Raw genomic sequence first — 25,740 nt, forward strand, 5'->3', positions numbered from 1 at the left:
GGCTTATAAAACCTTAATCTAGACCATTTAAGCCTTCTCGGGCAGCGCGATATAATGCCCCTAGAGTTGAGTCAAATACCGATTTTATAAAACTGTAAGTCAGCTCTACAGCTTTGCTAATAACTTTGCCAGCAAACACTAGCATGTGGCCGAGTAAACCTAAGGTTTGCGTTGCAAATGAGGCTGACGCTTTGGCTATTTTATCAAGCGTTCGCGCGAGCATATCGTAAAAAGTTAAGCCTGTACCTATGGCTGCTTGTGCTGCAACAGCACTGTAGTAGCCCGAATCTTTTAATAAGGTAACTAACGCAGCGCCAAGCTTATCTGCCCAGTGTGAACTAAATGAAGCTTGGTTTCTGTCTTCAAACTTTAAGCGTACCGGTGTGCTTAAAAAGTGGTTTGCTTTTACAGTTAAATTGCCCCAGTCATTACTGTTTGCGGTATTAACATAGCCTGGCGTACCGCTTAACTTGTGGGCTGCGCCTTTAAGGCCCTGACCATTATCAAGACGAATTTCTTGGCCATTGTAGGGCGTATGTGAAAATGGCCACAAAGGCACTTTTGTAACCGGATCAGCACCGTGTGTACAGCGGTATATTTTATCAATACGTGAGGTGGCAGCGCGTGAAAAGTTATCAAGCCCCACTCTTGGTGAGCCGAACGTATATAATTTAACCGGCAACGAATACTCTGCTTTTATCCAATCGGCTGAAAGCGTAGCCAATGCCCCGCCTAAACTGTGGCCAACAATATGCACACAGCCGGTTATTTTGTCTCGAATGTTAGCCGCTACAAACTCTTGTAGTGCAGGTTTCATACTATAAAAGGTTTTATTAAACCCAGCATGTACCATACTGCCGTTAGAGCCACCGCTTAACCCAAAATGTGCATCTGTTAGGCCATCTCTAAGAGAAGCCGTGCCACGAATAGTGATTACTGAATCACCTTGAAATGAATTTTTACCGTGTGCAACAAGGCCAAACCCAGTACTTAAACCAAATAAATGAGAGAAAAACCCGCCTGACACACCTTGTATGGATTTATTATTGATAGAAAAATCAAACTGATCTCGTAAGGATGCATGCAATAGCCCATTTAATAGTTTTGTATTTTTTAATTCTTTAGCATCATAAGCAAGTGATGCTAATTGGACTGCCTGAGTAGGTGTTAACGTATTCATTTTAAATCCTTTTATTGGTTTTAAACGTTAGAGCTTGCAGGTGGTAAAAACTGCAAATGTATGCTGCTTATTATCTTTAGCAGCTATATCAAACGTTTCTGGCTCATTTGCGATATCACAAACCAAATTACTTAAGTATTTGGTTAGCGTATCTTTATGCTCATAAGGAAATAGCCTAACAGCCCAAATAGTAACTTCCTTTGCATTCTCATCTAATGTGTATATGTGTTGTATAACAGATTCGTTGTCGAACATGTTTGATGGCTTTGATGTTTTGATAACTTTTTTAGGGAAAGAAAAACGACCATCACTACTTGTTGTTACTTCATCAATATATTCATCGCCATAATTTAGTCTACGAAATACCTTTTTACCAGCAACAGGTTGCTCATCAAAAAGCAAACGCCCTTCAACTGGAGCTGATAACACAAAATCTTCCTTACTAAAAAAACCAAACATATTTGCAAAAACCTGTGTTGTAGTAAATAAAATTAGAATAGCCACAACTACAATGAGTAATGGCAACTTAAACCGCTCCATCAAAAATATAATCTCCAATAAATCAAATGCATGCACCATATACCGTAAAGAAGTGCTCTGGCGCTTCTTCTATAGGTATGTCGTATGTTTGTGGGTCTTTGGCAATATCACACTCTAAGTCAGCGAGTAAGCTTTTTAGGGTATCACTCCCATCGTGCATAGACACGGTTATGTACCAAAGAACAACGCCCTCAGGCGTACCATTTTCTAAATAAACATGTTGAACCAGTGATTCATTATCAAACATGTTTGCAGGCTTACTCGTTTTTATAGATTTTTCTGTGAAGGTAAAAAAACCATTATCATCGGTTATTGCTTCATCTTTATATTCATCACCATAAGTAAGCGCACGTACAACCTTAGTATTTGCAATAGGCTGCCCTTCATCTAATAATTGCCCTTTTATCGGAGCCGATAAAACAAAATCTTGCTTATTAAAAAAACCAAATATATCTGCACAAGCCTGTGTTGTAGTAAAAATAATAGTAATAGATACAACTACCAAAAAGTAAGCTTTAAAACGCGATAACAAAATATACAAGCTCCAAACTATTAAACTCAAAATACACGTGTCGTATTGCTATTTAATGACGTTTTAAACTCTTAACTATCAGCGTTAATGAAATTGCCATTTCAACTAAAATTTATTCTAATTGGGTACAAAGTGTTCTGCAAGCATTTAGAGCAAAAAACAATCAATCCTTCCCTAAAAAAACAATTCATAAACCAGCTTACATATAATGCTAAACCCAAGTCCCATCATTAATATATAGCCATATAAAATAGCAATAGCGCCACCCGATGCATCCCCTATTTTGTCTATTTCGATACATGTAGAACACACTATAAAAAAGATAAAAAAGTTAGCAATTAAGCCTAATATATAAGCTTCGCCAAATAGTGGGGAAATACCGACTAATATAGCGCTTAGCATAATAAGTATGCCTGAAAGCGCCTCCTTTAAAGAAAACTTGTACTCAATAATTTTGAGCACTAAGGTCACGACCATTAATGCTAAAAAATAAACCGTAGGTTTAAACTGGCTATACAAATAATCCACACTAAACATTTGGCTAATCGTCAATGAGGGCTCTTTAGCTGGGCTTAAATCTTCTGTTATCGCGCTTGAAGCGTCATCGGTAAAAAAATACGCAGCCGCAACAATAATTAACTTTATCATTCCAAAAAAGATAAAACTGGCGACCATAAACCCTATTGAATCGTCTCTGGTCAATCGCTTGTTTGCTTTGCTTTCTACAATTTTAGCTAGCAATACACCCAATAAGCACACACTACCTAAATAAAGCAGCGCGACCCAAAACTGATCAAGATAAAAAACCGATAAGCCAGGGGCAATAAATAAAAACATTGAATCTTCATTATCTAACGAGCTTTTGGGCTTAACACTGTATTTTGACTGTTTAAATAGTGCTAAATAAACAAATAATGGCTGTAAAAACAGCATTAAAATGCAGGTGTTTATAAGAGTCATTTATCATCCTTGATTACAGCCAATACACTGCGCCGAGAGTATTGGCAATTACGAAACTAATTAAAGGTTTATTTTTTGCAGGTAGGTTTTAAGCTTTAATAAGCCTGACTCAAGCTCAAACTTTTGTATTTTAGGGTTTTTAAACTTAAACCCGTTTGAAATATGAGTATTGATCATCGTCGCCATGCCTTCAAAACCCACAGGGGCACTTGCAACTAAATCGCTCAATAGTGGTTGAATAAGCTCTTGATGCTCTTCAATTTTAGTTGGATCCTCGTAAATATCGTATACGAGGTTGGTTAGTGTTTGTTGGTGTTGTTGTTCCATAATAATTCTATAGCGCCTTAAGTTTGGCGTTTATAGCTCCTTTTTATTTCAATTAAATCTGTCATGCGAATATCAAAGTATCAATTTTACTAAAATTGCATTTTATTGTTCTGAGTCAATAGATATTCCCGCTTCTCGCATTTGTTTTTTTAATATAGCTTCTTTATTTTCTTTATAATTACTTTCATCTAAAAAGCGTTTCTGTTTAGCTGCGTTTTCAAAATCACCTAACTTTGTATATATCAAATATAGAGCTTCATGGGTTCTGATTACTCTCATTTTCTCTTCTTCAATACCTTGGTTTTCATTTAAGTATTGATTATATAAAGCAATCGATTTATGTAAGTTTTTAGTAACAAAACGCCCAGACTCATATGCAAAAGCCAATGCTAAGATTCCATCAGGATCACCATTTTCAGCATGTAATTGAGCCTCCGTGATATAACGGCTTCCATCACTTGTATGTAAACCTATAACTTCTAGCGCCTGCCAATATCCCATTTCGTATGCTTTTTCGCACCATTTTTCAAGCTGTCTAGGCGCATACATCAGGCTTTTTTGGCATTGAAGTATCACGGTGTTTTTGGATAACTTAGGATCATTAATATCATGCTTTGGAAATAAAGTTCCAGCAAATGAGTCGAAACATAATATAAGTACAAAAAAAGTATAAATTAACTTTTTCACTACTATATACCTTTTACTATCGAGGTATTTTCAGGCAGGTGTACTTGATAAGATTTTACTGCAGTTTGAAATGGAAAACCTTCTCGTGAAAAATATTGCTTTTTAAGATTACCCTTTTCATCAGAATAACCCTCACAACTTCTTTGTGAGTAACAAGCAGTACCACCAATAAAGTCAATAAATCTAAGTTTTAGCGTGCCTTCCATTTTCACAAGTGTATCAAGACCTTCTTGATATTTAGTTGATCTAACAGCATGCCAACGATGCATAAAAGCAACAACGCGATTTTGATTAGTTTGATTTAAAATATTACTTATATTTTGAGCCCAAACCATATTTCTAATGGTGTGACTATTAAAACAATTACCTGCTAATGAATTATCATAATCACACGATTTATCAATAGACTCCATCTCATCCAAAGTCAAATCAAGTGCAATTATTTTTAAGCCTACTTCCCGAGCGGCTTTAACCAGTTCGCCATATGCTTTAGGAACTAAATAACCCCAAGCCCAATTATCATTAAAATATTGCTGAATTACATTAAACCCTTTACCTGTTCGTTGATAAAACTCTATTTTTTCTTGCATAGAACGAGGTAACATTTCAATTGCAAAATGGGTAAAACCAGCTGTTTTAAGTTGCCTAAGTGCTTTTATAGCTTCATATTTGTAGATTGCGGGATTGTGGCTTGATTCGCCTAGCATAACTAAACGCGCATTACCGGCCATTGTTCTGTAATTTACATCCATGTTTATTTTATTCATTACCTATCCTTGTTCTTTATTTAAATTTTCAAAACACCATTTATAAAACTCAATAGCGTCATTATTCTCAGAGCTGTAAGGAGCAACTGCATATTCATAGCTTATTGCAAATAAAAGCGCTTTTGCAGTGAAGTTACACACTTCACTTTTTGAATAACATTCCTAACTCCACGCCATAATTTCATTGCGCGGCTAACATACTCATCGCCCTACTTTTATCTATGTTCCTTTGTATTTTAATTCAATAAGCAAAGCTATGCAGACTTACTTTTTCTTTCTCTTATTTCCTTTAGCTATCTCTTTTTCAACAGCGGCCCGAGCGTCTTTTATATCCTTAAAAAAGTTATATTGATATTTAATTAAGCCTTGGTATTTATTTCCTTTAATCAAATAAAAAGACAGCAGCATAAAGGCTATATTAGTAACTGTAGCTATATGATAACCATTTCCCTCTAAAATTATAAATGATGGTAAGCAAATCAAAGCTAAAAATAGAGCATAGTATTTCAATAACTTTGCACATAGAAAAGAGCCTTGACTAACTTTAAAGTTTAAAAGGCAAAACATAATTCCAACGGAAAACAAAATGCCCAACAGCCACTCAGGACTTGTATCAAAGTACTGTGTTAACAATGTCATGCCTGAATAAACAGTTCCTATAAGTAAGATAACCGTTACTAATAAGAACCTACGTAAAAGCTTCCATGGGGGAAATAATAAAAACACCTCTTCGTTTTTAAACACTAAAAACTTCCCAACACAAGCATAAAAGTATAAATATTAATACAGGGGCTACTTTAAAAAGCAGTTGAGGAAAATAGCTTGCTTGACCCCATGTAACAAAATACCTATCCTCTTTTGGTAATTCTGACACGACTCGCAGGTAAACAATCATATATGTTATTGAGCCAATCAGCCAAAGTGCTACACCACCTAATTGAGATAATGCAACAGAATATAGCGAAGCAGGAAATGGCAATAAAAACGAGATTACATATACAAGTGCATAAAATTCCACTTTATTTTTTTGCTTATCACTAAAAAACAAATCATTCCCTCTATATTAGCTCGCTTAGATAAGCGCATCGACTTACATATTTCATTACAACTTTAATCTTATAGTTATCTCTGCGTGTTGAGTGTGGTTACTCAAAACTGCGTAAACACATACATCAATACAAAACACCTTTCGAGCTTAAGCAACTTATCTTCAACTCAGCCTCTGCGAAAATTGAGGGTTGACCTGTAGAATGCTCATCACTATACAAAATGCACGCCGAACGAAACGCTATATAAAGTGGTAGTACTTTGTTTACTAAACTGCAAAATTAGAATGGGTGTCTAGTCTATTCATTCAATGATTTATTCTTAATCAAAATTTCTTTTTTAGCTAACTCTAACAAATCAACAGCTCGTTCTTTATCATAAGCTAAAGGGCTGTGGTCAATAACATATTGTGCATGCTCATTTACTGCAAGCCAATTCTGCTGCGATTCATATAAGTTTGCTAACTTAAAGTGCGCAGCCGCAACTAACGAATTTGGCAATTCTGCATCTAATGCTAAAAATTCTTTGTAAAGGGAAATAGCATAATTAATATCTTGCTCCACAAACATACCACTGCCATATAACCAAGCTAAAGTTGAATAAGCTTTTGGCTCTTTTGCCGCAACCCGCTTTTTGGCCTCCTTTAATAATCGAGTTCCATCTCCGTTATGAAGGCTTAGTGTAACCAGTGCCTTCCAGTATCCCATTTCATAAGCTTTTTCACACCACTCTTCGAGATACTCAGGCGCGTTAATTAAGCTTTTATGGCACTGCTCTGCGGCAGCTGATACAGTTAAATCAGGAGCGTTTATATCTATTGAATTATCCCATCGAGGCCCTGCTGCATTAATGGAAGGCGCTATAAGAATCAATATTAATAAAATTTTAGCCATATTATCATTTCCTTAAAATGGCTTTTTCAGGAATATGAACTGTGTAAGAAGGTAAAGACGAAGGTATATACGTTCCTTTCCTATAAAAATAAGTTTCCCTTAATGGTTTATCGACATCACCCTCCCCCTTACAAACACCATTGTCAATACAGGTAGATCCACCGATGTACTCTATGATACTAATACGACTAACTTTTGAATTTAACATAATAGAGTCAATTCCAATATGCTTATTGCCAGCATGAAACGCATGGTACCTATGCATAAATGCAACAATTCGGGAGCCTTCTTCTAACTTTAAATTTTTATTTAAAATATCTGCCCACATATGGTTTCGTTCGATATGAGAGTCAGTACATGAACCGGTGTCTGCTTGCTCCCAATTACAACGCCCGTCAATCTCATCCATCATTTCAATAGGCATATCTAAAGGAACAATTTTCATCCCTAGAGAATTAGCCGCTTTTACTAACTCCCCATATCCTGTGCTTGAAGCATTAGTCCAATTCCATTTTGATTTGAAATGCTGTTTGATTACGTCAAATCCCTTACCAGTCCGCTGATAAAAATCTATTTTGTCCTTTATTCTTGTAGGTAGCATTTCCATTGCAAAATGAGTGAAGCCAGCCGCCTTAAGCTGTTTTAAGGCCTTTATAGCCTCATATTTGTAAGATACTGGGTTATGGCTCGACTCGGCAATAATAACTAAACGCGCATTACCGGCCATTGTTCTGTAATTTACATCCGTGTTTATTTTATTCATTACCTATCCTTGTTTTTTATTTATGTGATTACAGCTACTTTAGATGTGAGTAGAAACAATAATTAGAGGTTTTTAAATTTCAACCAATTGAAATAGGTTCCTTTCAATTCTTTATAGCTAATCTTATTTATTATTTAAGTGGCTCAGAAGTTATCTGAGCCTTTAAAACAATTTTAGTATCCAATACCCATGTAAGGAGATACTTTTACAGCTGCTATCACTACCTGATTTAGTTTTTCTAACATCCAATACAAAATTCGCTTAGCTTGCGCGTATGTATAATCAACAGCTATCACACCAGGCTTCCCAACAAAGTTAAGTATATGCCCTAATAACCCCTGACAATCTTCAGCATATTTAGATGACATTTTAGATATTTCAACGAGGCTACGAGCTAAAGCATCATAAATAGTTAGCGTTCCAGCAACCACACCTTGAGCAAGAATACTGGTGATTTTTCCACTTTCTCTTAGTAACGTTAGTAAAGCGCTCGTTATTTTTTCAGCCCAATGAGCATTAAAAGAAGCATGGTGGCGATTGTTGTATTTTAGACGTGTCATCGTTAAGTTAGATAAAGAGCCCTTTTCCATGCTCTTATAATCAGGATAACGTGATGCAGTATTGATATACCCAGGCGCATTTCCCGCCATTTTATGTGCAGCCCCCGTAAGTGATACGCATGTGCTTATTCTGTACTCATTCCCTGCATGAACAAATGGCCAAACAGGAACCATAGGTACAGGGTCACTTCGGTGTACTGCCCTATAAATTCCATTTAGGCTGGTTTCACTTTGAATAGCAAAAGGATTATGACCAACTCTTGGAGAACCAAAAGTGTATAATTTTACAGGCACTTTATATTGCGCTTTAATCCAATTTGCTGCTAGCGTTGCTAATGCCCCACCAAGGCTATGGCCAACACAATGAACGGGGCGACCACCTACCTTACTCAATATAGCTTTTAACTGAGGCTTGATAGACTCAAAAGTACGGTTAAACCCAGCATGAACTGCTTTATAATTTGGCCCAACAGTTAAACCACAATGTAAATCCGTCAAAGTATCAGCAATACCTGCTGTACCACGAAAAGTTAGTACAACTTCACCTTTATGAGCGCCTTCTTTAGAACCAATTCCAAAAAAGCCAAAACCCGTTGCATGATTTAGCACGTGTTCAGCCACAGTACCTGAAATTCCTGTAAAAGCAGATTTTTTTGAATCAAACACAAAGTGCTTACTTATTATTCTACTCGGCTCTATGGTTGATGAGCTATTTGATACTGCTGCAATACTGTCATATGCAAATTCAGCTAATTGTGCCGCTACACTTGGCGATAAAATATTCATGTAAATTCCTTTTCTATTTAAAAATCTTTAAAGTAATCTTCGCTATCTTCTATCTCATAAATTTCAAAATCATGTTCCCATCTACAAATACTTGAACCATCAAACTCCAAATTTGGATTTTCATGATTAGGAAAAACAAAGTTTACTTCTGTAGAATCTAAATCAGCATTTAAACTGCTCAGCTTTTGTTTGTATTCACTAGGCTCACTTATTCCGCTTAGCTTTGAACCCCAAAGTTTGTATTTTTTATCAGCATATACAGCCGTAATAGTTTGATAAGTAACCTCATGCGAGAACATATCTCCGGGTATTTTTGATTCAATAACGACTTCAGGTAAATAAAATGAACCATCAGGAGCTGTTATTACCTGATCTTCTTTTTCAACTTTATGTGCAAATTCCAGGGTGCGATTTATTAAAACACCTTCAACGGGATTACCGTTTAAAGTAATAATCCCTTTAACTTCAGAGCACATGTGCACACTGTATTTTTTTATTAAACCAAACATAGTGGTTTTAACCCCCTACTTTTATAATTGAAGCCCAAATTAATCTTCGATTATGTCCATTATTCTATCGTAATCCACATCAACAGGTTCTGGATCAGGGGCGCCAGTTACAAGAAAAGATAGGTAATCTGTAAAGCTCTTAAACTTAGACACTTCTTGGCCATACGTTTCAGTTAAAAATAGACCTACTTCACCAGCACGCTCAGACTCATGGGAAAATAAAAAATAATAGCCGCCACCATCATAAGTACCTATAACGATTCCATCGCTCGTTACAGACTGGTATTTTGGGTTATTGTTATAGAGATCATGGTAGTAAGTAGTTTTTCTTACAGCACTGCATAACTTTTCATACCTTTTATTTTCTCCAACTAAACCACAAATAACTTCACCGAACCAAAAGCAGTACCCATAACTTGAGAGAAAGTATTTATAATCATCGGGTAGAGTAATACTTTGTATAGTTTCTAACTTTTTTATCTCTTCATTACCCACACTTCCTCTTTGAGTAAAATTTTGCTTACTTGCAGCTTGAGACATTATAGTTTCAAGTTTTTCAAACATTTTTCTTACCTTTTTTAACACTTGATAAATTTGGACCATTTCCATTGATGTCATAGGGTGACTCACCCTCTTCGTACCAATGTAAGGTTTTATTTTCATCCGTATGATAATAATCTGGTAATAATTGTAAATTATCAGATTCATTAGGGTCTTTGTCTATTTCACATCTAAATATAGGTTCTTTATGATGCACATTGTAACCTTCTGGAACCTTACCAGTCATCTGCATATCAATTAAGTCATCTTCGTCAAAGTGACTATGAGCCTCATGGTTTTCATCACTCAAAGCTGCTGAAGCGTAGTTTGATATGTATTCTTTCCTCTTTGGTGGAAAGGCCTTCCTAGCTATCTCAACTTCCCCTACTGTTCGTTTGTGATATTTAGTTGGTTTTGAATCAGGGTTAAGCTTTACGCGCTCGCTGTTAATAACATGCTGTTCAGCAAATTGAGCTGTACTTATAACCTCTGTACTAACTTCACCTGACTTACTCACTTTATTGAGTTTAATTAATCCATTCTCTTCATCAAGGCCTGCAATATCATATTCATACTCTTTTCTATATTTTGCACCCTCTGGTGTATATTTAAGAGTCGATTTTTGTGGATCGTTAATAACTGCACTTGCAATCGCAATTTCTAGAATTTTATTTTTTGTGGCTTTATCAATACCATCTGAAGAAACTAAAGTAGAAAGCATTCTATCAAGCTTTTCTTCACCCTCTTTACACAACAACCCAAACGGGTCCACCCAATTAACCGGATTAGGCGCATATTGGTAATGATTGATGCCACCCACTAACCCTATGGGATCTTGGTTTATAAATCGCTGTTGTTTCGGGCTGTAGTAGCGGTAGCGATTGTAATGTAAGCCGCTCTCTTCGTCTAAATATTGCCCTTGAAAACGAATTGGCTGAGTAAAGCTATTTGTAGTGCTTACCTCTGACTCTACGTAACCATACACATCGGCTTGGTTTTCCCACACGACTTCTGCTTTGTTGTTGGTTACAAAACGTGGAGTATTCAGTTGGTCTAGGTGGTAGTAGTACACCTCGCCTTTTTTAATCAATGCTATTGGGTGAAATTGATTTGGTAGGTTGATATACCAGGTATATTCACCCTGTTGGTATTCGCCAATTAGCTGGTCGTTATCCCAAATGTAGTCAATTTTGCCCTGCTCGGTGTGCTTGGCGATACGACGCCCGAGTGGGTCGTAGTCGTATTGAGTAAGCGTACCGTTGTTATTAAAACAACTTAGCTGATTAAATGCGTTATATTCACGGCGGGTTTTTATGCCTTTACCGGTTTCGCGTATTTGGTTACCAAACTCATCATAATGAAAGTCGCTATCGCCAAAGTGGGTTAAACGGTCTGCATCAGTGATGCCTGTAATAACCCCATCGTCTTCGCTTAGCTCACTAGCAACCGTTGCTGACTTTGAGTCACTATACTCACTATTAATTACATTACGTGTGCTTTCTGACTGATTACTTTCAACCGTATTGCTGGCGTCATTAGCATCGCTATTATCATTGTGCTGAGTCGTTTGTTGCTCTGTTAAATCGTTATTTTGAACCGTTGACTGGCTAACTGGGTTACCAAAGCTATCCCACTGGTATTGGGTGGTTTTTGTGTTTTCACTACAGGCTAGATTTTGCTGAATTAACTGGCCAAGGCTGTTGTACTCAAAATTAATATTGTGGCTGCTAACACCTTCCTCTTTACGCGCAATCAACTGATTGATGCTGTCGTAATTGTACTTACAGGTATCAAATAGTGCTTGCGCAGGATGGGTTAACTGCTGCTGAGTTAAGCGGTTAAATACGTCAAATTGTTGGATAAGGGTTATGTCATTACCAAACTTTTGCGTTTGAATATTGCCTTGGCTATCGAAGCTAAGCGCTGCAAGTTCAACAGCCGTGCTATTGGCTTGCTGTAAGTGAATGCCACTCAATTGACCAAATTTATTGTAGCTATATTTAAGCGTACTTGAATCTGGCAAAGTAAGGGATTGCCTTCTGCCGTAGTCGTCGTAACTGTATTTTAAGGTATGCGCTTGTTGCTGATTATGTACTTGCTCAGCATGCAGTAACCGCCCGCCTTTATCAAACTGCTGCTTTAAGGTTGATTGTGCATTATGCGCACGGGTAATTTTACCTTGCAGGTTATAGTTGTAGTAATTGGCATTATTAACGATGTGAGTATCGGTTGCTAAACTTGCATGCTGCGCAATCACGCGGCCTAATTTATCACGCTCTATTTTTACATGGCGTTTATCACTTTGTGTAACCGAGGTTAAGCGGTTGCAAGCATCGTATTTATATTGCTGTAGCGTACCGTCAAACCCAGTTACTTGCGTTGGGTTTTCGTTAGCGTCATAGCTTATGCGGTATACATGGCCGTCGCTGCGCTCAATAGCGGTTAGGTTGCGCTCTTTATCGTAAGTTAAATGCAGTGCACTGCCATCGGGCTGAATAACACAATGTGGCTGGCTTAGCCCTTCAAAATGTTGCTCGGTGGTATCACCCTTACTGTTTTGCGAGCTAATTAACCGCCCTGCATCATCGTAACTAAAGTGTTGATGCTGTTTGTTTTCAGGGTCTTTTTCGTCAAAGGCAATAGTTTGCGCAAGCTGGCCGTGCTCATTGTATTTATATTGAGTCAACAAACCTGCGTTATTAATGGTGGCATTTACACGGCCTAAACTGTCGTAGCTATAACGAATAAGCTCATCGTTATGGTGCTTGGCTAAAAGCTCGCCTTGCTCGTTCCATACAAATTTAGTGACTTGACCATCTTTATTTATGTGTTGGGTTAGCTGGCCAAATTTGTCATAGCTGTAAAGTACGGTACGACCGTCGCCAAAGGTTTCACTTTGCAGCAAACCCGCCACGCTGTATTTACGGGTAATGGTTTGGCCATCAGGCAAGGTGGTTAATACACGCTGACCCAATTGGTTGTAAGCAAATTTAGTGACACTGCCATCTGGCTGGGTTATTGATTCTAACTGACCATAAGGGGTATAGCTGTATTTTATTTCACTGCTATCTGGCTTTATTTCCGTTATTTTTTGACCTTGTGCGTTATAGCCGTATTGCCACACATTACCATTAGGGTCGGTATGCTTAACTAACTTACCTTGCGCGTTATGTACAAAGTGTTCTTTATGCCCACGCGAGTCTATACAGGTTGTTTCACCAGCGTCTAAATTATATTCAAACTGATACGTATAGGTGTTGTTATCGCCCCATTGTTTTATACATTTAGCACTTGATGAGTAACTGTCCCATTCAAAATGATGGCTAAAACCACTAGCACGGGTACGCTTAGTTAATAAGTTAGCGGCGTTATAGCCATAATGCTCTGTTTCACCCTGCTGATTGGTCGCGCGAACGAGGTTTTTGTTTTCATCATAATCATATTGCGCAAGTAACGGCGTAAGTAATACTGGCTTGTTATTATCACCTGTACGGTAAGCCGAAATGTTTGCCAGCAACCCTTGCGGGTTATATTTTAAAATACAGCCACGCGCTTTATTTACCTCAACGCGATGCAAGCGCTCTTTCGCATCGTAATAAAAACCAATACTTTGGCCTTTTTCATTAATAACTTTTTCGAGCAACCATGAGTTCTCGCCGGCTTTAAACGTAAGGTGTTGATCATCTGGGGTTACCAATACTTGCTTACCATTAGTTTGGTAATGCAACGCCAAATTACTGCTTAACTGATAGCTCGATTGCCCCGGTTTTACTTTTTCAAAGCGGTGTTTAGCGCCATGCTCATCTTGGTATTCTAACCAGTAGGTGCCCTTTTGTTTTGGGCCTACTTTAGGTGGCGGTAAATAGTGCTCAGTTAACTGCACCATAAAGTCATGTCGCCAACCATTACCCATTACACTACATACATCCGCATGCGATGAACGGTATAGGCGTCGCCAAATTAATTGTTTGCTGCCTGCTAAGGTGAAATCAATAAGCGGCAAGATTTCTTCACCTGAGAGCATAGAAACTGGATCAGAGCGACACTCTTGTTTGGTGATTGGTTCTTCACTTGGGGTATTATTACTTGCACCACCACTGTTTTTAGCCGGCGCTTGAGAGGCACTTTTACCTGAGGCTGTTGAACTGCTCTTACTATTTGGCTTTTTACCTGCTGCGCCGCTATTGGTGTTATCGCTTACTTGAATAGCCGACTTAGCTTTTTGGTGATAACAACTAATTTTATCTGCAACCAAAGCTTGGGTTAATACACTCGCGGTTTCACGGGCTGACGCACCGCGCGAACAGCTTACTCCTGCAAGGTTAAGCAAGTTAATAACGTCTAAACGTTTAGCTGCGTCGCTAGTAAGCGCACTACCTACTTGCGCAATTTGATTTTTGGCACTTTCCGGCGTGTTAGCTGCTACAGCAACAAAGCCCGACGGCGCAGAACCTTTACCTACGACGAGGCAAATTGGGTAACTTATTCCCTGTAAAACAACGGTATTACTTTGCATTAGCTGTGTACTTCCTCACTTATCCATAAGTATGATGCTGCACCTTGATGCTTAGCTTGCTCCTGTGAAAGCATTAATGCATGACTAAAATGCTCAACAATTGCAGGGCTTGTGGTTAATTGGTACAAATTAACCAACCCTTCTAGTGCGCCTATTTTCCCTAATTTATAATTGGGTAGTTCGTAATAAGTGTGCTCATCAATTAAGCTAGTAAGTAGCTGTAAATTGTTTAGCCAACTATCATCATCTACCCCATTTCCTGGTGCAAAAATTAGATCTATCTTATTCTCTGTTTGTTCAGCTAATCGCGTAAGCATACCTGCCAGCTGATTATGTTTGCTAAAATCAATAGATGCTGCAATTTCATGGCTTACCTGCGACCACCCACAAGGCACCATTTCAACTACAGCCAACGCACCACCTACACCTTGATAAGCAAACTGCTGCTGTTTATTTGCTTTAAAGGTTGCATCTAAAGCAATTACATTGAATTTTTGCCATTTTTTTTCACCGGCCAAAGCTATAGCAGAGTGCGCGGCTGTTGCACCATGAAAAATAAGCTCATTACTATGATCGGGGTATAGCTGTTGTAAGCTCTGAGTTAATAACTGTTTTAGCTCATCTTGAAATGATAACGCTGGTAGTAACCAAATCATCGGCAATGTGCTGTCTGTGACTTCTGCTATTAATTCTTTAGATTTAATTATGCAATCGTAAACACAGGCATCCCAAGACTGCCATTGCAGTTCATTAAAAACAGCACTGTTATCGTCAAATAATAATGCATCTACGCTGCTAATATTTGGGGCAGAAAAGCATACCATCTCTATTGAAAATGCACTCATGATGCCACCTCGTCCTGAGCTTTATTGGCAGCGAGGTGTTGATAATAGCGATATAAGTTAAACACCCCTTGGCTATAGCTATCCATGGCTGATAAATAAATGGCATTAGGCACTTCATCAAGAGGGTGTCCTGCAATCAATCGTAAACTCGACATGGCGGTTTCATATTTAGGCCAGTTATGTTTTAACTGCTGCTGAAAATTTATTAACGCGCTTTCATCGCCTTGCCAAGCAAGTCGTTGAATATCGTACTCAACTAGCTGATCGAGTTTATCACCTAACATGCGCCTTATTAGCGCAATAATTAACGCGGGTTGCTCTACCTGTGGTAGCAAAGAATTAGCTAAAACAATCAGTTTTACAAAACCGCTTTGTAATAAAATATGCAATGTTTGATCAACCGATAAGGTATTACTGGCATGATTGCTTAAGCTGTTTACTTGCTCAAAATTTAATGACAACAAAAATAACGACATTAAGGGTGATAGATGGGCTTGCTCACTTAATGCATCAAAAATAGCCGTTAATATCTTTATATCGTGGTGCTGCGCAAGACTGGTAATTTGATTTATAGTGACCAGGGTTTGCGGGGGAATTTCATCATCAGCACTGTAAGCAAAAAACAGGGTGTTTAAATTTAATAGCCGAATTAAGTTAAAGCTATGCTGTTGAATAACCACTTTATTTATAATGATTTTAAAAAAAGCACTCAGCGTAGGCTGATTAAGCAATTCATTTATAAATATAATATTTTTATTTTGTGGCAAGTTAGCCATAACTTCAATACATGCTTGGGCAACTAATTCATCGTTTTTAGTGTTAGTTATTATTTCGACTAGTTGCTCAGTGGTGGGCAATTCAAAATTATTTTTTTGATTATTGTTTTTTGCGTTTACCCAGCAGCTTTCTAATAGGGTTTTTCTTAAATAACGAACATGACCTACACACGTAAACGGGCACAATTGAGCGTTACTAATTTGTAGTAATTGTGCTTGATGATCACTTAAATAGGTCGCTAGCAAAGTTAGCCACCAATTAAAACAGTTGGGTTGCCAACAACGATTTTTCCGCCGTGGCCACTATCATCGCCCATTCTGGCGGCGGGTTTACCATTAATTTTAACGCTCCCCGAGCCTGTTTTTACGCTATCTGGCGGGCCAATACACACTATCATGTCGCCTTTGCGCGCCGCGGGCATGCCGCCTATTAACACATTGCCAGAGCCGGCAACTATAGGTCCACCCACATGTGGCACTTTAGCGGTCACTTTAGGGCATACATGCATATGACCAATTGTAGCAGCGGGTTTACCCATTTTGACTCCTTGTCGTATCTTTGCTGGTTTATGAAATACTATTCATACAGTGGAATAACTAGTAGCTTGTTAGTCGTCACTAATAGCGAAATTTCTTCAATTAGCTCATCTTTACTGTGATCAGCAAGTGCCACTGTGCTTTGAGTTGCATATTGATATAAATTTGAAATTACATTTTCACTATTAAGTGAATCACTTAAATGAATAAAAAACTGCTGTGCATAATAGCCATTCATAGCTTTTAAATGACTTAAAGCAGGGCTTAATAATGGATCATCTGGCCTATTTATTGGTAAACACACTAAATGCGGTAAACCATAGCGGCAGTAAACAACGTGCCCGTTATTTGCAATGCCGTTTCTGAATCCTGATTGAAAGTTATTGACTATTTCCATCATTAATTTAACTTAATTACACCAGCAGATAAGGTAATGGCACTGCCATCTACTTTTACATTACTGCCTTTAATATCAATGTTTGTACCTTCAATAGTGATATTGCCACTACTGCTCATTTTAATTTGCGCAGAGCCTGTTTTTATCACTATTTCGTCACCCGCTTCAATATTAAGTGTTTTACCTACTTTTAAGGTGTCGTTTTCACCCATTTCCGCAATACGGTTTTTTGTAACGTTAAGATTGTCGTTATTAAGAATTTCAACATTACGATCATTATCTATTTTTTCGTTTTGATCGTTTTTAACGTAAAGCTGTTTATCTTTTTCGGCTTGCATATACACAAGCTCGCTGCCTTTTTTATCCTCAAAGCGCAGCTCATTGAAATTATCTGCTCCACCTTCTTTAGTTGAGCGAGTTTTAATACCACTTTGCGTTTTTTCGCCGGGTAATGCGTACGGAGGCATTAAGTCTGCGTTATAAACAGCACCGCTTATAATAGGTTGATCTGGGTCGCCATTAATAAAATCAACCAAAACTTCTTGTCCTACGCGAGGGAAGAAAAATGCGCCCCACTTTTTGCCGGCCCAGTTTTGTGCAACTCGGATCCAACATGAACTTTTAGAATCTTTTTTACCTTCACGATCCCAATCAAATTGCACCTTTACGCGGCCATATTGGTCAATCATAATTTCATCGGCGCTATCACCCGTTACTATGGCTGTTTGTACGCCATTAATAACCGGTTTCTTTTTGCTCACTTGCGCTCTGTATGGAATGTCTTTTGGCACACATTCAAAGTGGTTAGAATACACTTCATCACTTGATGATTGTAAAGCGCCTGATTGGTTTGGTACTACAATCGAAGTCATCATCGAGGTAATAGCAAAGGTTTTACCTTCAAGGCGTGGGTCTTCATGTTTTTTGAAACTAAACAGTTTACCAACAGAAAATGAGCGGCAGTCACTACGCCCGCTTGAGAGCTTCATATCTCTTTGTAGCGACTCTAATTGTACAGATGCCAAATTAGCCGCGCGAGGATGACACTCTGCTTCTGCTGTATATTCAAAAATTTCTGATACCGATTGCGTAGGTAACTCGGCATTTGCTTGCTCTGCATCAGGGTAACGCGACGGCTGTTTAAAATCGTAGCCTAAACGCTTAAAGCTGCCTGGCGCTAAGCTTAATCCGCCTTGCCAACGCGAAACATGAGATTCGCTTAAATGGCCAGTTGAATGAACAACTTTTGCCTCACCACACGTTTCATAGGCAGTGATATCATCTGCCAAAACTAATGTATGGTTGCTTTTTGTATGCTCAAAGAAGTAAAAAATACCTTCGCTTTGTAATAAGCGTTGGATAAAGTCAAAATCTGACTCTTGATATTGCACACAGTATTCGTATTTGGGGTAGGTTTTACTGGTTTTGTCTGAAAAAGCCACATTGTGTTGGCCAAACAAATCAGCAAATATATCTTTTATTGTTTTCTTTTGGAAAATGCGGCTATTCTTGCGATTACGCATAGAAGCGGCAAAAGGCACAATGGTAGCTTGATAATCAATGTAATTTTTTTGTTCATCAACGTCCGCAGTACGACTGCCGTTAGAAACAAGCTGACTCACAATACCGTGATAATAACGCTCTCCCCCACCTTCGGCATTTTTTACCTTTATCGATACCGGTTTGCCAACCAGATCTTCATGTGCGATTTGTTGGCCTATGGTGTACATATTGGCCGACATAACAAATAAATCTGACATGGCTTCTTGTGCAACGAAGCGTGTTAAATAAAGGGCGTCTTTACCAACAGGGGTACTAATTTGAATTACGTTTTTATCTTGTGTTGCTTTTTGCATTCCTTGCTTTTCCCATCCTGAAGATCAAAAAAAGCTCTGAGCATAAGCCCAGAGCTACAATCGGGTAACAAATATTACATTTGTTGACCTTTAACACCGCTGTAACCATATACTAGTGGTGCAGTGATGTTGTTTTGATCGTCAGTAGGTGTAACAGTCATCATCATTTCAGTGTAGCTGATAGTGATTGTTTCAATTGGACGGTCGTTTTGAACTGATACTGAGTAGCTAGAGATCATGGCATCTGTAAGTTCGATTTTCATGATTTCTTCAACTTTATCACCTTGTTTAGTGATATGGAAAATAGCAGGTAGACCTTTACCAATAGTTGCTTCTTTGAAAAGATCCGGAGATGCTTTATCTTGAAGTTTAGTAATAGTCACATCGCCTAGACGAGTAGAGCTAGATTCACGGTCCATTGCTGTACCAGTCGCTGCACTAATCTCACGGCTAACGTTCCAATCTAAAGATAAAACTGTAATTAAATCTTTGAAAGACTCGGCAGTAGTTTCGCCTTTGATTGAACCGTATTTTAAATATGTATTTGCTTGCATTTGATAATGCTCCTTTTTATTAAACAATATTATCCATTATGTGGATTCGTTTACTTTGGTTACCCAAAATTCCTTGAAATCATTATCTCTAAAACAGCAATGAAAAGGTCTTCAGAATTCCTTTCCCTAGATGAAGACAATGTCTCAAAAATTCCATGTTTCTATATAAGACACACGAATTATAATGCTCTAAAACTAAAGAAACAACCATAAAAACAGGTTATTTTAAATTAACTTTATTTAGCTCAACATCAAACTCATTATCCTTAATTAACAATGAAATAGATGTCACTTTTTCACCATCAACCATGCTCGAAAGCAAAATTTCAGACAATAGTGGTAGTACTTTATTCTGTAATATGGTGTGAATATTTCTTGCACCCGAACCAGCATTTTGACAATTAGCAATAATGTGCTCAATCACGTCATCGTTATAAGTTAATTGCGCATCATAATGCTTTTTAACACGCTTAGTTATTTTGCTAATTTGCAGCGCTGCAATTTGGGTCAGAATTTCATCACTTAACGGAATGTAAGGAATAACATTAATGCGCCCTAAAAATGCGGGTTTAAATGCGCCTAATAAATCATCTTGTAATGCTTTTAATAAACCTTTAATACTCGGCTTACTTTCTTCATCTTCAAATAAGCTCATTGTGGTATCAGTACCCACATTTGAGGTCATAATAATGATGGTGTTTTTAAAGTCGATGTCTCGGCCTTCACCATCTTTTATGGTGCCTTTATCGAATACTTGATAGAAAATATCTTGCACGCCTGGATGGGCTTTTTCCATTTCATCAAGTAGCACCACACTGTATGGTTTTCTTCTTACTGCTTCGGTTAAAATACCACCTTCGCCATAACCAACATAACCCGGAGGTGAGCCAAGTAGTAATGACACTTTATGCTCTTCTTTAAACTCAGACATGTTAATAACTGTTACGTTATCTTCACTGCCATATACTTCTTGTGCAAGTGAAAGTGCGGTCTCTGTTTTACCAACACCGCTTGGGCCTGCCAGCATAAATATACCATTAGGGCGACTTTCGTCTGCTAGCTGAGCACGGGAGGTTTGTACCACTTTAGCCATAAGTTCAAGCGCATGATCTTGGCCAACTACGCGTTGTTTCATTTGCTCAGCTAAATTTAAAATGCCATGAATTTCATCTTCATGCATTTTACCAACAGGAATACCAGTCCAATCAGAAATAACCTGTGCAATCAATTCTTCATCAACTTGCCAATGCACCATATTATGTTCGTACGAGGCTAGCTTAAGCTTGCTTTCTTTTAACTGCTCAAGTACTTCAGCAGAAGAGTCTGCATCGTTGGTGTTAATCGATTCTAGCGCTTGGTTTAACTCGGCAACTATATCCTTCTCAACATTGAACTGCTCATTTAATGGTTCCAGTTGCTGTTCAATCTCAACTAGTTCAGATTTAAGTGCTGATAATTGTTCGCTGTGATCTAAACCGGTTTTTTGCTCACGATTTAACATTAAAACTTGCGCTTCAATTTCACTAAGCCTGTTAATTAACTGCTCAATCGCATTAGGTGTCGATGCTTGACTCATAGCAACACGAGCACATGCCGTATCTAACAATGCAACGGCTTTATCGGGTAGTTGTCTGGCAGTAATGTATCTGTGCGATAGATGCACTGCACTTTCAAGTGCTTGCTCTGAAATAAACACTTTATGATGTTTTTCCATCACAGGAACTAAACCACGTAGCATAGCAACCGCTTTTTCTGGTGTTGGCTCTTCAACTTTAACCACTTGGAAGCGACGTGTTAGTGCAGCATCTTTTTCAAAAAACTTTTTATATTCAGCCCACGTTGTTGCTGCAATAGTGCGTAACTCCCCTCTTGCTAGAGCAGGCTTAAGTAAGTTAGCAGCATCATTTTGACCTGCTTGTCCGCCACTACCAATCATAGTGTGAGCTTCATCTATGAAAAGAATCACAGGATCAACAGCGTTTTTCACTTCATTAATTAGCGACTTTAAACGATTTTCAAATTCACCTTTCATGCCCGCCCCCGCTTGCAGCAAAGCCAAATCTAGACTGTGCAACTTAACGTTTTGTAATACTGCAGGTACATCTTTTTGAGCGATTCTTAGGGCAAGTCCTTCAACCACAGCGGTTTTACCTACACCCGCTTCACCCGTTAATATTGGATTGTTTTGACGACGTCTAGTTAAAATATCTACCATCTGACGTATTTCGAAATCACGACCTAAAATTGGGTCTATTTTTCCCGCTTTTGCTTGAGCGGTTAAATCGACGGTAAATTGATCTAAGCTTGGTGTTTTAGATGAACCATTTGCAGGTGTTGTAGCACTTGCAGTGGTGGTATTACGTTCTTGCGATTGGGCAACAATTTCAGGCCATGCATGTAGTAGTTGTCCAGGTTCTATATTATTGAAAAGCTTGCTACAACGCGTTACTAAACTAGACAAGGTATCGTCTTTTGTAAGCGTATAAATAACGTAAGCACTTCGAATTTGCTCATCAGTAAATTCTATACTGGTGCTTAACCATGATTGTCTAAGTAAAGTAGTAACATGTACCGACAGACTAGGCGACGAATCACTGCCCGTTTTAAATGACTCTAATGATTGATTTAAATCTTGCTTTACCTGATCAATATCAATATCGAAAGCACCGAATATGAGTCTAACATCGTCTAGTTGCTGCTCAATCATAGCTAACAGCCAATGCTCTAATTCAACCGTAAAATGGCTGCGGCTATTACAAATTGCGACCGCTGCTTCTAAGCTCTTTCTACAATCTGGGCTTAGTTTCTCAACTAATTTGTTTAATGTCATCGTTGACATACACTGTTCCTTTTAATTTTAATTATCCTTTAAACGATAACTTAGTAGGGTTAAATTTAGGGGTGTCTTTACTCGCCATTAAAAAGCTATTTGCGCCTAGTTGGCATTCACTTTTTGACAGCTGCACCGCATCAAGTTGTTGAAAATCTGACTCAATAACAAGTCGAAATGAAATAGCATTGCCGGCATAGTCTTTGACAATTTTTTTAGCTAATTCAAATAACTTGCCTTTAGGTAACAAGGATTTTGCTTTATCAAAATCGCGGGTACTGATATGGATCTCGATATTAGAAGAAATATCCCATATCTTTTTACCAATTACCGTATCAACACCTAAGCGGGCATGTTGTCCCTCATAAAGGCGTTCACTTGCTAAACATGTTTGCTCTTGTGGCTTCAAATCGTGCCACTTACCTATCATTTGTTTAATGACAACATCACAGCCAAGATATGAGCTCAGTACACTTTTTAAATCAAAAGCATTGCGAATTTTTCGGCTATAAAGGCCTGAAAAGTGCAACTGATGTTCATCATAACCGCCGCTTAAAAGCCCTAATATTTGTGTGTATGGGTCTTTGTTTTTATCTTTATTTATATGATTTAAAGACGGTTTATATTTTTTCCACGCTCGATAATATAAAGACACCAAACGGTGATTAAACATGTCGTAAAAGTCGCGCATGGTTGTATCTTTATAGCGAAGACGCTGCATCACCAGTTCGCTATAAAATTGAGGCAAAGCCCCCGAACAACCCGTTAATCCCATAAAAGAGATCTGCATGTTGACTTTATGTAAGCCATCTTCAAAGCTTGCTTGTTCTAATTTTGTGATAGCGTTACCTGGGTAACCAAATTTTTGAGTTGCGGTAAACTTAATTAACTCTTGCTTTGGACTACTGTCATACCCTACATAGCGATACTCCAAGCCATGCTTTTTCAGCTGGTTTTCAATAATGAAAACTGCTTTATAAAAGTCAACTTGTGACGCTTGAGAAATAATATGTTGGATCATATTAACGGGCTTTCCCCAACTCGCGCAGGCCACTGGTAATACACTTGCTCTTGTTCTTTTAGCCTTAAACTAACGCGAGTAAAGCTATTAATTGCTGCAAATTGCGCAAAGAAATGATCGAGGATAGAGGCAAAGAAAAACATGCCACTACCTGAAAAGTCATCATTGGCGAAGGTAATTTCAATTTCACTTCCCGTTGCAAAGCTTACTCGCCCTTTTTGCACAACACGAGCCGTTGCGGGTTCTACAACCACACGGTAAATATTATCAATAAGGCCTTTTGTTTGCGGAGATGCTCTAAAGTCATAAAGGCGTAGCACTTCTTTAAGCTTATTACATGCATCATCTCCACTAAACGCGTCGAGCGTTAAATGATTAACTAATTGCCAACGAGTTGCATCGGCTAATATCGGTCTAACTGCATGAGTAAATGGAATTAAACATCTAATTTTTTTAATTACATCGCCGCGCTCTGGCATCAATAAGCCTAGCTCATCGTCTCCAAAAGGCATGCTTGCAGGGAGGTTTCGATTACTGCAATTAGCACGTACGGTTAGGACCGTGTTCCCTTCAGCATAATCCATAGCGCTATTTTCAAATCGTGCATCTACCAATGATAGAAACGATTCGGTGCCTGACTCAACATAACCCCCTGCCCATGAGGCAGTTTCTCTGCGGATATGCCAAAACAAATCATCATGGCCTTGGTATCGTGGATGGGTTTGTCCATAAAACGGACAAACTATTTGTTTATTTCCCTTATGGTCAAAGGCAATTACTTCTGAAATACCAATTACTTCTGAAATCTCAGAGTCCATATAACGCGGCGTTAACTGGTATTCGTATTCGCTCAGCTCAGGGCGAATAGGTTCTAATTCTTGTTCAAACATATTAATTATGGGCGTACACCCCATCAAGAACATGTCTTTGTCTACTTGCTTTTCAAGCTCTGAAGATTCAGCATCAAGATAAATATACACTGTGCATTTATTAGAATTTTTAGGCAACGATGAGTGAATATTTTCAAGTTCAAAAAAACGAAACTTTTCAGGAAAGGTAAAATTTTCGACGAGTAAGCGATAGCCGGCACTTGATCGCTGCGAATACGGTACAACCGCTTCATTTGCATCAAAGCCAACCGCTTTAAGTTGAGTTTTAGAAAGGTACTTTATTCCCTCATCACCATTATCAAAAGCAATGCCAATAGCGTGCTTAAACAATAATTCATACACTTTAAGCGTATGATGCCATTGGCCATTTATAAATAATCGTAATTTTTCCAGCCCAGTTTCAGCCAGTGATACACCCGGGTATTCACCGGTTAGCTCAAGTTTGAAAATTGACTTTGCTTTCTCATGCCAACGTGGTTTTGGTGCCACAAAAGGACTGTTATCAAATTGAGCACTGGTAATTTCAACAGGCCATAAGTAAGTTTCATAACAGGTTTGAAACTTACATTGCTTCATTGACTCAACATTTGTTTCAACTTCACTCGCTCTTGGAATGACTACTCCCGTGGTTGAGAGGTTTTCAGCCTCTAATTTAACCACCGACATTGAAGGAATAGGCGCTTGATAGTCAGGTAACATTTGCCCTAATAAAGCATCAGTAAGCTCAGGAAAGCTATCATCTAACTTTTGCCTAATATTAGCCGTTAAAAATGCGAACGATTCAATTAATCTAGATACATGAGGGTCTTCAATATGATCATCGCTTAGCTTTAATCGCCCTGCAACTTTAGGGTATTTTTCAGAGAAGTCTTTACCCATATGACGAACAAACGCCAATTCACGATTGTAATATTTTAATAATTCATCGTTCATAAAGAAGCCTCTATAATCTTCATCCCTAAGTTCACAGGCTCAACTTCAGAGTCAAAGCTAATAAACTCTGGCTCTGGATCTGCATATAGTAAAGCGTTTATTCGCAAGTTTAATACTCTATTTACGGGTACTTCATCGTCAGTAAATACCTCAACTTCAATGAACCGAGGCTCAAATTTCAAAATTGTATTTCTAACGGTTTCACATAGCAGTGCCCGCCCTTCGTGAGAGCTCACCGACATACTCGAAAAGTCAGGTAAACCATACGATAAGCAGGATGTTGCTAACTCTGCATATTGTGCTGGCCACGTGTGCCATTGAATTCGCGCATTTAGCAGCGCTTCTATGTCTCTGCGCACATTTTTTCTCAGCTCACTAATGCTGATCCCCTCAGTACGAGATGGGGCATCCTGAAAGTCTGGCTCATCGTCAATGAGCCTATCTAAAATGGATGCTTGAAGCTGCTGCTTATGCTCTATCATAATTATTGACTA

At 38.4% G+C, this 25,740-nt stretch carries 25 protein-coding genes and 1 pseudogene; all 26 read right to left on the reverse strand.

What is annotated here, in order from left to right:
- Positions 1–13: 13 nt before the first annotated feature.
- The 26 genes and pseudogenes from FLM54_RS15940 to tssE all read right to left on the reverse strand — a co-directional run bounded on the left by FLM54_RS15940 (position 14) and on the right by tssE (position 25,728).
- On the reverse strand, positions 14–1,180 hold the full coding sequence (locus FLM54_RS15940) for a lipase family protein (RefSeq protein WP_178956936.1): 1,167 nt from the start codon (positions 1,178–1,180) through the stop codon (positions 14–16).
- 27 nt (positions 1,181–1,207) lie between these two features.
- Positions 1,208–1,705 (reverse strand): DUF6795 domain-containing protein, encoded by a 498-nt coding sequence (locus tag FLM54_RS15945; RefSeq protein WP_306295544.1) that lies wholly within the window; start codon positions 1,703–1,705, stop codon positions 1,208–1,210.
- 37 nt (positions 1,706–1,742) lie between these two features.
- Positions 1,743–2,252 carry a DUF6795 domain-containing protein gene (locus tag FLM54_RS15950; RefSeq protein WP_178957428.1) on the reverse strand — a complete coding sequence of 170 codons (510 nt, stop codon included), beginning with the start codon at positions 2,250–2,252 and terminating at the stop codon, positions 1,743–1,745.
- A 174-nt stretch (positions 2,253–2,426) separates the two neighbouring features.
- Positions 2,427–3,212: a hypothetical protein gene (locus tag FLM54_RS15955; protein WP_036955101.1), complete on the reverse strand. Its 786-nt coding sequence runs from the start codon at positions 3,210–3,212 to the stop codon at positions 2,427–2,429.
- Between the two features lie 60 nt (positions 3,213–3,272).
- On the reverse strand, positions 3,273–3,539 hold the full coding sequence (locus FLM54_RS15960; RefSeq protein ID WP_178956937.1) for a hypothetical protein: 267 nt from the start codon (positions 3,537–3,539) through the stop codon (positions 3,273–3,275).
- A gap of 102 nt (positions 3,540–3,641) precedes the next feature.
- On the reverse strand, positions 3,642–4,226 hold the full coding sequence (locus tag FLM54_RS15965; protein ID WP_081374100.1) for a hypothetical protein: 585 nt from the start codon (positions 4,224–4,226) through the stop codon (positions 3,642–3,644).
- A 2-nt stretch (positions 4,227–4,228) separates the two neighbouring features.
- On the reverse strand, positions 4,229–4,993 hold the full coding sequence (locus tag FLM54_RS15970) for a ChaN family lipoprotein (RefSeq protein ID WP_138621733.1): 765 nt from the start codon (positions 4,991–4,993) through the stop codon (positions 4,229–4,231).
- 264 nt (positions 4,994–5,257) lie between these two features.
- Complete coding sequence (locus FLM54_RS15975) at positions 5,258–5,737, reverse strand: hypothetical protein (protein WP_054201379.1); 480 nt, start codon at positions 5,735–5,737, stop codon at positions 5,258–5,260.
- Positions 5,730–6,041 (reverse strand): hypothetical protein, encoded by a 312-nt coding sequence (locus FLM54_RS15980; protein WP_075170028.1) that lies wholly within the window; start codon positions 6,039–6,041, stop codon positions 5,730–5,732. Before FLM54_RS15980 ends, FLM54_RS15975 begins: the two co-directional genes overlap by 8 nt.
- A gap of 90 nt (positions 6,042–6,131) precedes the next feature.
- Positions 6,132–6,251 (reverse strand): annotated as a pseudogene (locus tag FLM54_RS18980) (Mobile element protein); the annotation flags it as partial.
- Positions 6,252–6,339: 88 nt separating this feature from the next.
- Positions 6,340–6,933: a hypothetical protein gene (locus tag FLM54_RS15985; protein ID WP_024602679.1), complete on the reverse strand. Its 594-nt coding sequence runs from the start codon at positions 6,931–6,933 to the stop codon at positions 6,340–6,342.
- Positions 6,934–6,937: 4 nt separating this feature from the next.
- Complete coding sequence (locus FLM54_RS15990) at positions 6,938–7,696, reverse strand: ChaN family lipoprotein (protein ID WP_024602678.1); 759 nt, start codon at positions 7,694–7,696, stop codon at positions 6,938–6,940.
- Between the two features lie 173 nt (positions 7,697–7,869).
- Positions 7,870–9,042, reverse strand: a complete 1,173-nt coding sequence (locus FLM54_RS15995) for a lipase family protein (RefSeq protein WP_024602677.1) — start codon at positions 9,040–9,042, stop codon at positions 7,870–7,872.
- A gap of 17 nt (positions 9,043–9,059) precedes the next feature.
- The gene (locus FLM54_RS16000) at positions 9,060–9,551 is read right to left on the reverse strand and encodes a DUF6795 domain-containing protein (RefSeq protein ID WP_178956938.1); all 492 of its coding nucleotides are present in this window, start codon (positions 9,549–9,551) and stop codon (positions 9,060–9,062) included.
- A 39-nt stretch (positions 9,552–9,590) separates the two neighbouring features.
- Positions 9,591–10,115, reverse strand: coding sequence for an SMI1/KNR4 family protein (locus FLM54_RS16005; RefSeq protein ID WP_178956939.1), 525 nt, complete (start codon positions 10,113–10,115; stop codon positions 9,591–9,593).
- Positions 10,108–14,607 carry an RHS repeat-associated core domain-containing protein gene (locus FLM54_RS16010; RefSeq protein ID WP_256729752.1) on the reverse strand — a complete coding sequence of 1,500 codons (4,500 nt, stop codon included), beginning with the start codon at positions 14,605–14,607 and terminating at the stop codon, positions 10,108–10,110. The genes FLM54_RS16005 and FLM54_RS16010 overlap by 8 nt, the downstream gene beginning before the upstream one ends.
- Positions 14,607–15,452 carry a hypothetical protein gene (locus FLM54_RS18780; RefSeq protein ID WP_218648509.1) on the reverse strand — a complete coding sequence of 282 codons (846 nt, stop codon included), beginning with the start codon at positions 15,450–15,452 and terminating at the stop codon, positions 14,607–14,609. The genes FLM54_RS16010 and FLM54_RS18780 overlap by 1 nt, the downstream gene beginning before the upstream one ends.
- On the reverse strand, positions 15,449–16,474 hold the full coding sequence (locus FLM54_RS16025) for a hypothetical protein (protein WP_178956942.1): 1,026 nt from the start codon (positions 16,472–16,474) through the stop codon (positions 15,449–15,451). Before FLM54_RS16025 ends, FLM54_RS18780 begins: the two co-directional genes overlap by 4 nt.
- A gap of 2 nt (positions 16,475–16,476) precedes the next feature.
- Positions 16,477–16,767: a PAAR domain-containing protein gene (locus FLM54_RS16030; protein WP_010389361.1), complete on the reverse strand. Its 291-nt coding sequence runs from the start codon at positions 16,765–16,767 to the stop codon at positions 16,477–16,479.
- Between the two features lie 38 nt (positions 16,768–16,805).
- The gene (locus FLM54_RS16035) at positions 16,806–17,165 is read right to left on the reverse strand and encodes a hypothetical protein (protein WP_054201386.1); all 360 of its coding nucleotides are present in this window, start codon (positions 17,163–17,165) and stop codon (positions 16,806–16,808) included.
- Positions 17,165–19,018: a type VI secretion system tip protein TssI/VgrG gene (gene tssI / locus FLM54_RS16040; RefSeq protein WP_075170036.1), complete on the reverse strand. Its 1,854-nt coding sequence runs from the start codon at positions 19,016–19,018 to the stop codon at positions 17,165–17,167. Before tssI ends, FLM54_RS16035 begins: the two co-directional genes overlap by 1 nt.
- Before the next feature lie 74 nt (positions 19,019–19,092).
- Positions 19,093–19,572 carry an Hcp family type VI secretion system effector gene (locus tag FLM54_RS16045; protein ID WP_138605861.1) on the reverse strand — a complete coding sequence of 160 codons (480 nt, stop codon included), beginning with the start codon at positions 19,570–19,572 and terminating at the stop codon, positions 19,093–19,095.
- A 220-nt stretch (positions 19,573–19,792) separates the two neighbouring features.
- Positions 19,793–22,411 (reverse strand): type VI secretion system ATPase TssH, encoded by a 2,619-nt coding sequence (gene tssH / locus FLM54_RS16050; protein WP_178956943.1) that lies wholly within the window; start codon positions 22,409–22,411, stop codon positions 19,793–19,795.
- A 22-nt stretch (positions 22,412–22,433) separates the two neighbouring features.
- Positions 22,434–23,423, reverse strand: a complete 990-nt coding sequence (gene tssG / locus FLM54_RS16055; RefSeq protein WP_178956944.1) for a type VI secretion system baseplate subunit TssG — start codon at positions 23,421–23,423, stop codon at positions 22,434–22,436.
- Positions 23,420–25,246, reverse strand: a complete 1,827-nt coding sequence (gene tssF / locus FLM54_RS16060) for a type VI secretion system baseplate subunit TssF (protein WP_054201390.1) — start codon at positions 25,244–25,246, stop codon at positions 23,420–23,422. Before tssF ends, tssG begins: the two co-directional genes overlap by 4 nt.
- The gene (gene tssE, locus FLM54_RS16065) at positions 25,243–25,728 is read right to left on the reverse strand and encodes a type VI secretion system baseplate subunit TssE (protein WP_010389371.1); all 486 of its coding nucleotides are present in this window, start codon (positions 25,726–25,728) and stop codon (positions 25,243–25,245) included. The genes tssF and tssE overlap by 4 nt, the downstream gene beginning before the upstream one ends.
- Between the last annotated feature and the right edge of the window lie 12 nt (positions 25,729–25,740).

It is taken from the genome of Pseudoalteromonas sp. Scap25 (assembly GCF_013394125.1).
Lineage (GTDB): Bacteria > Pseudomonadota > Gammaproteobacteria > Enterobacterales > Alteromonadaceae > Pseudoalteromonas.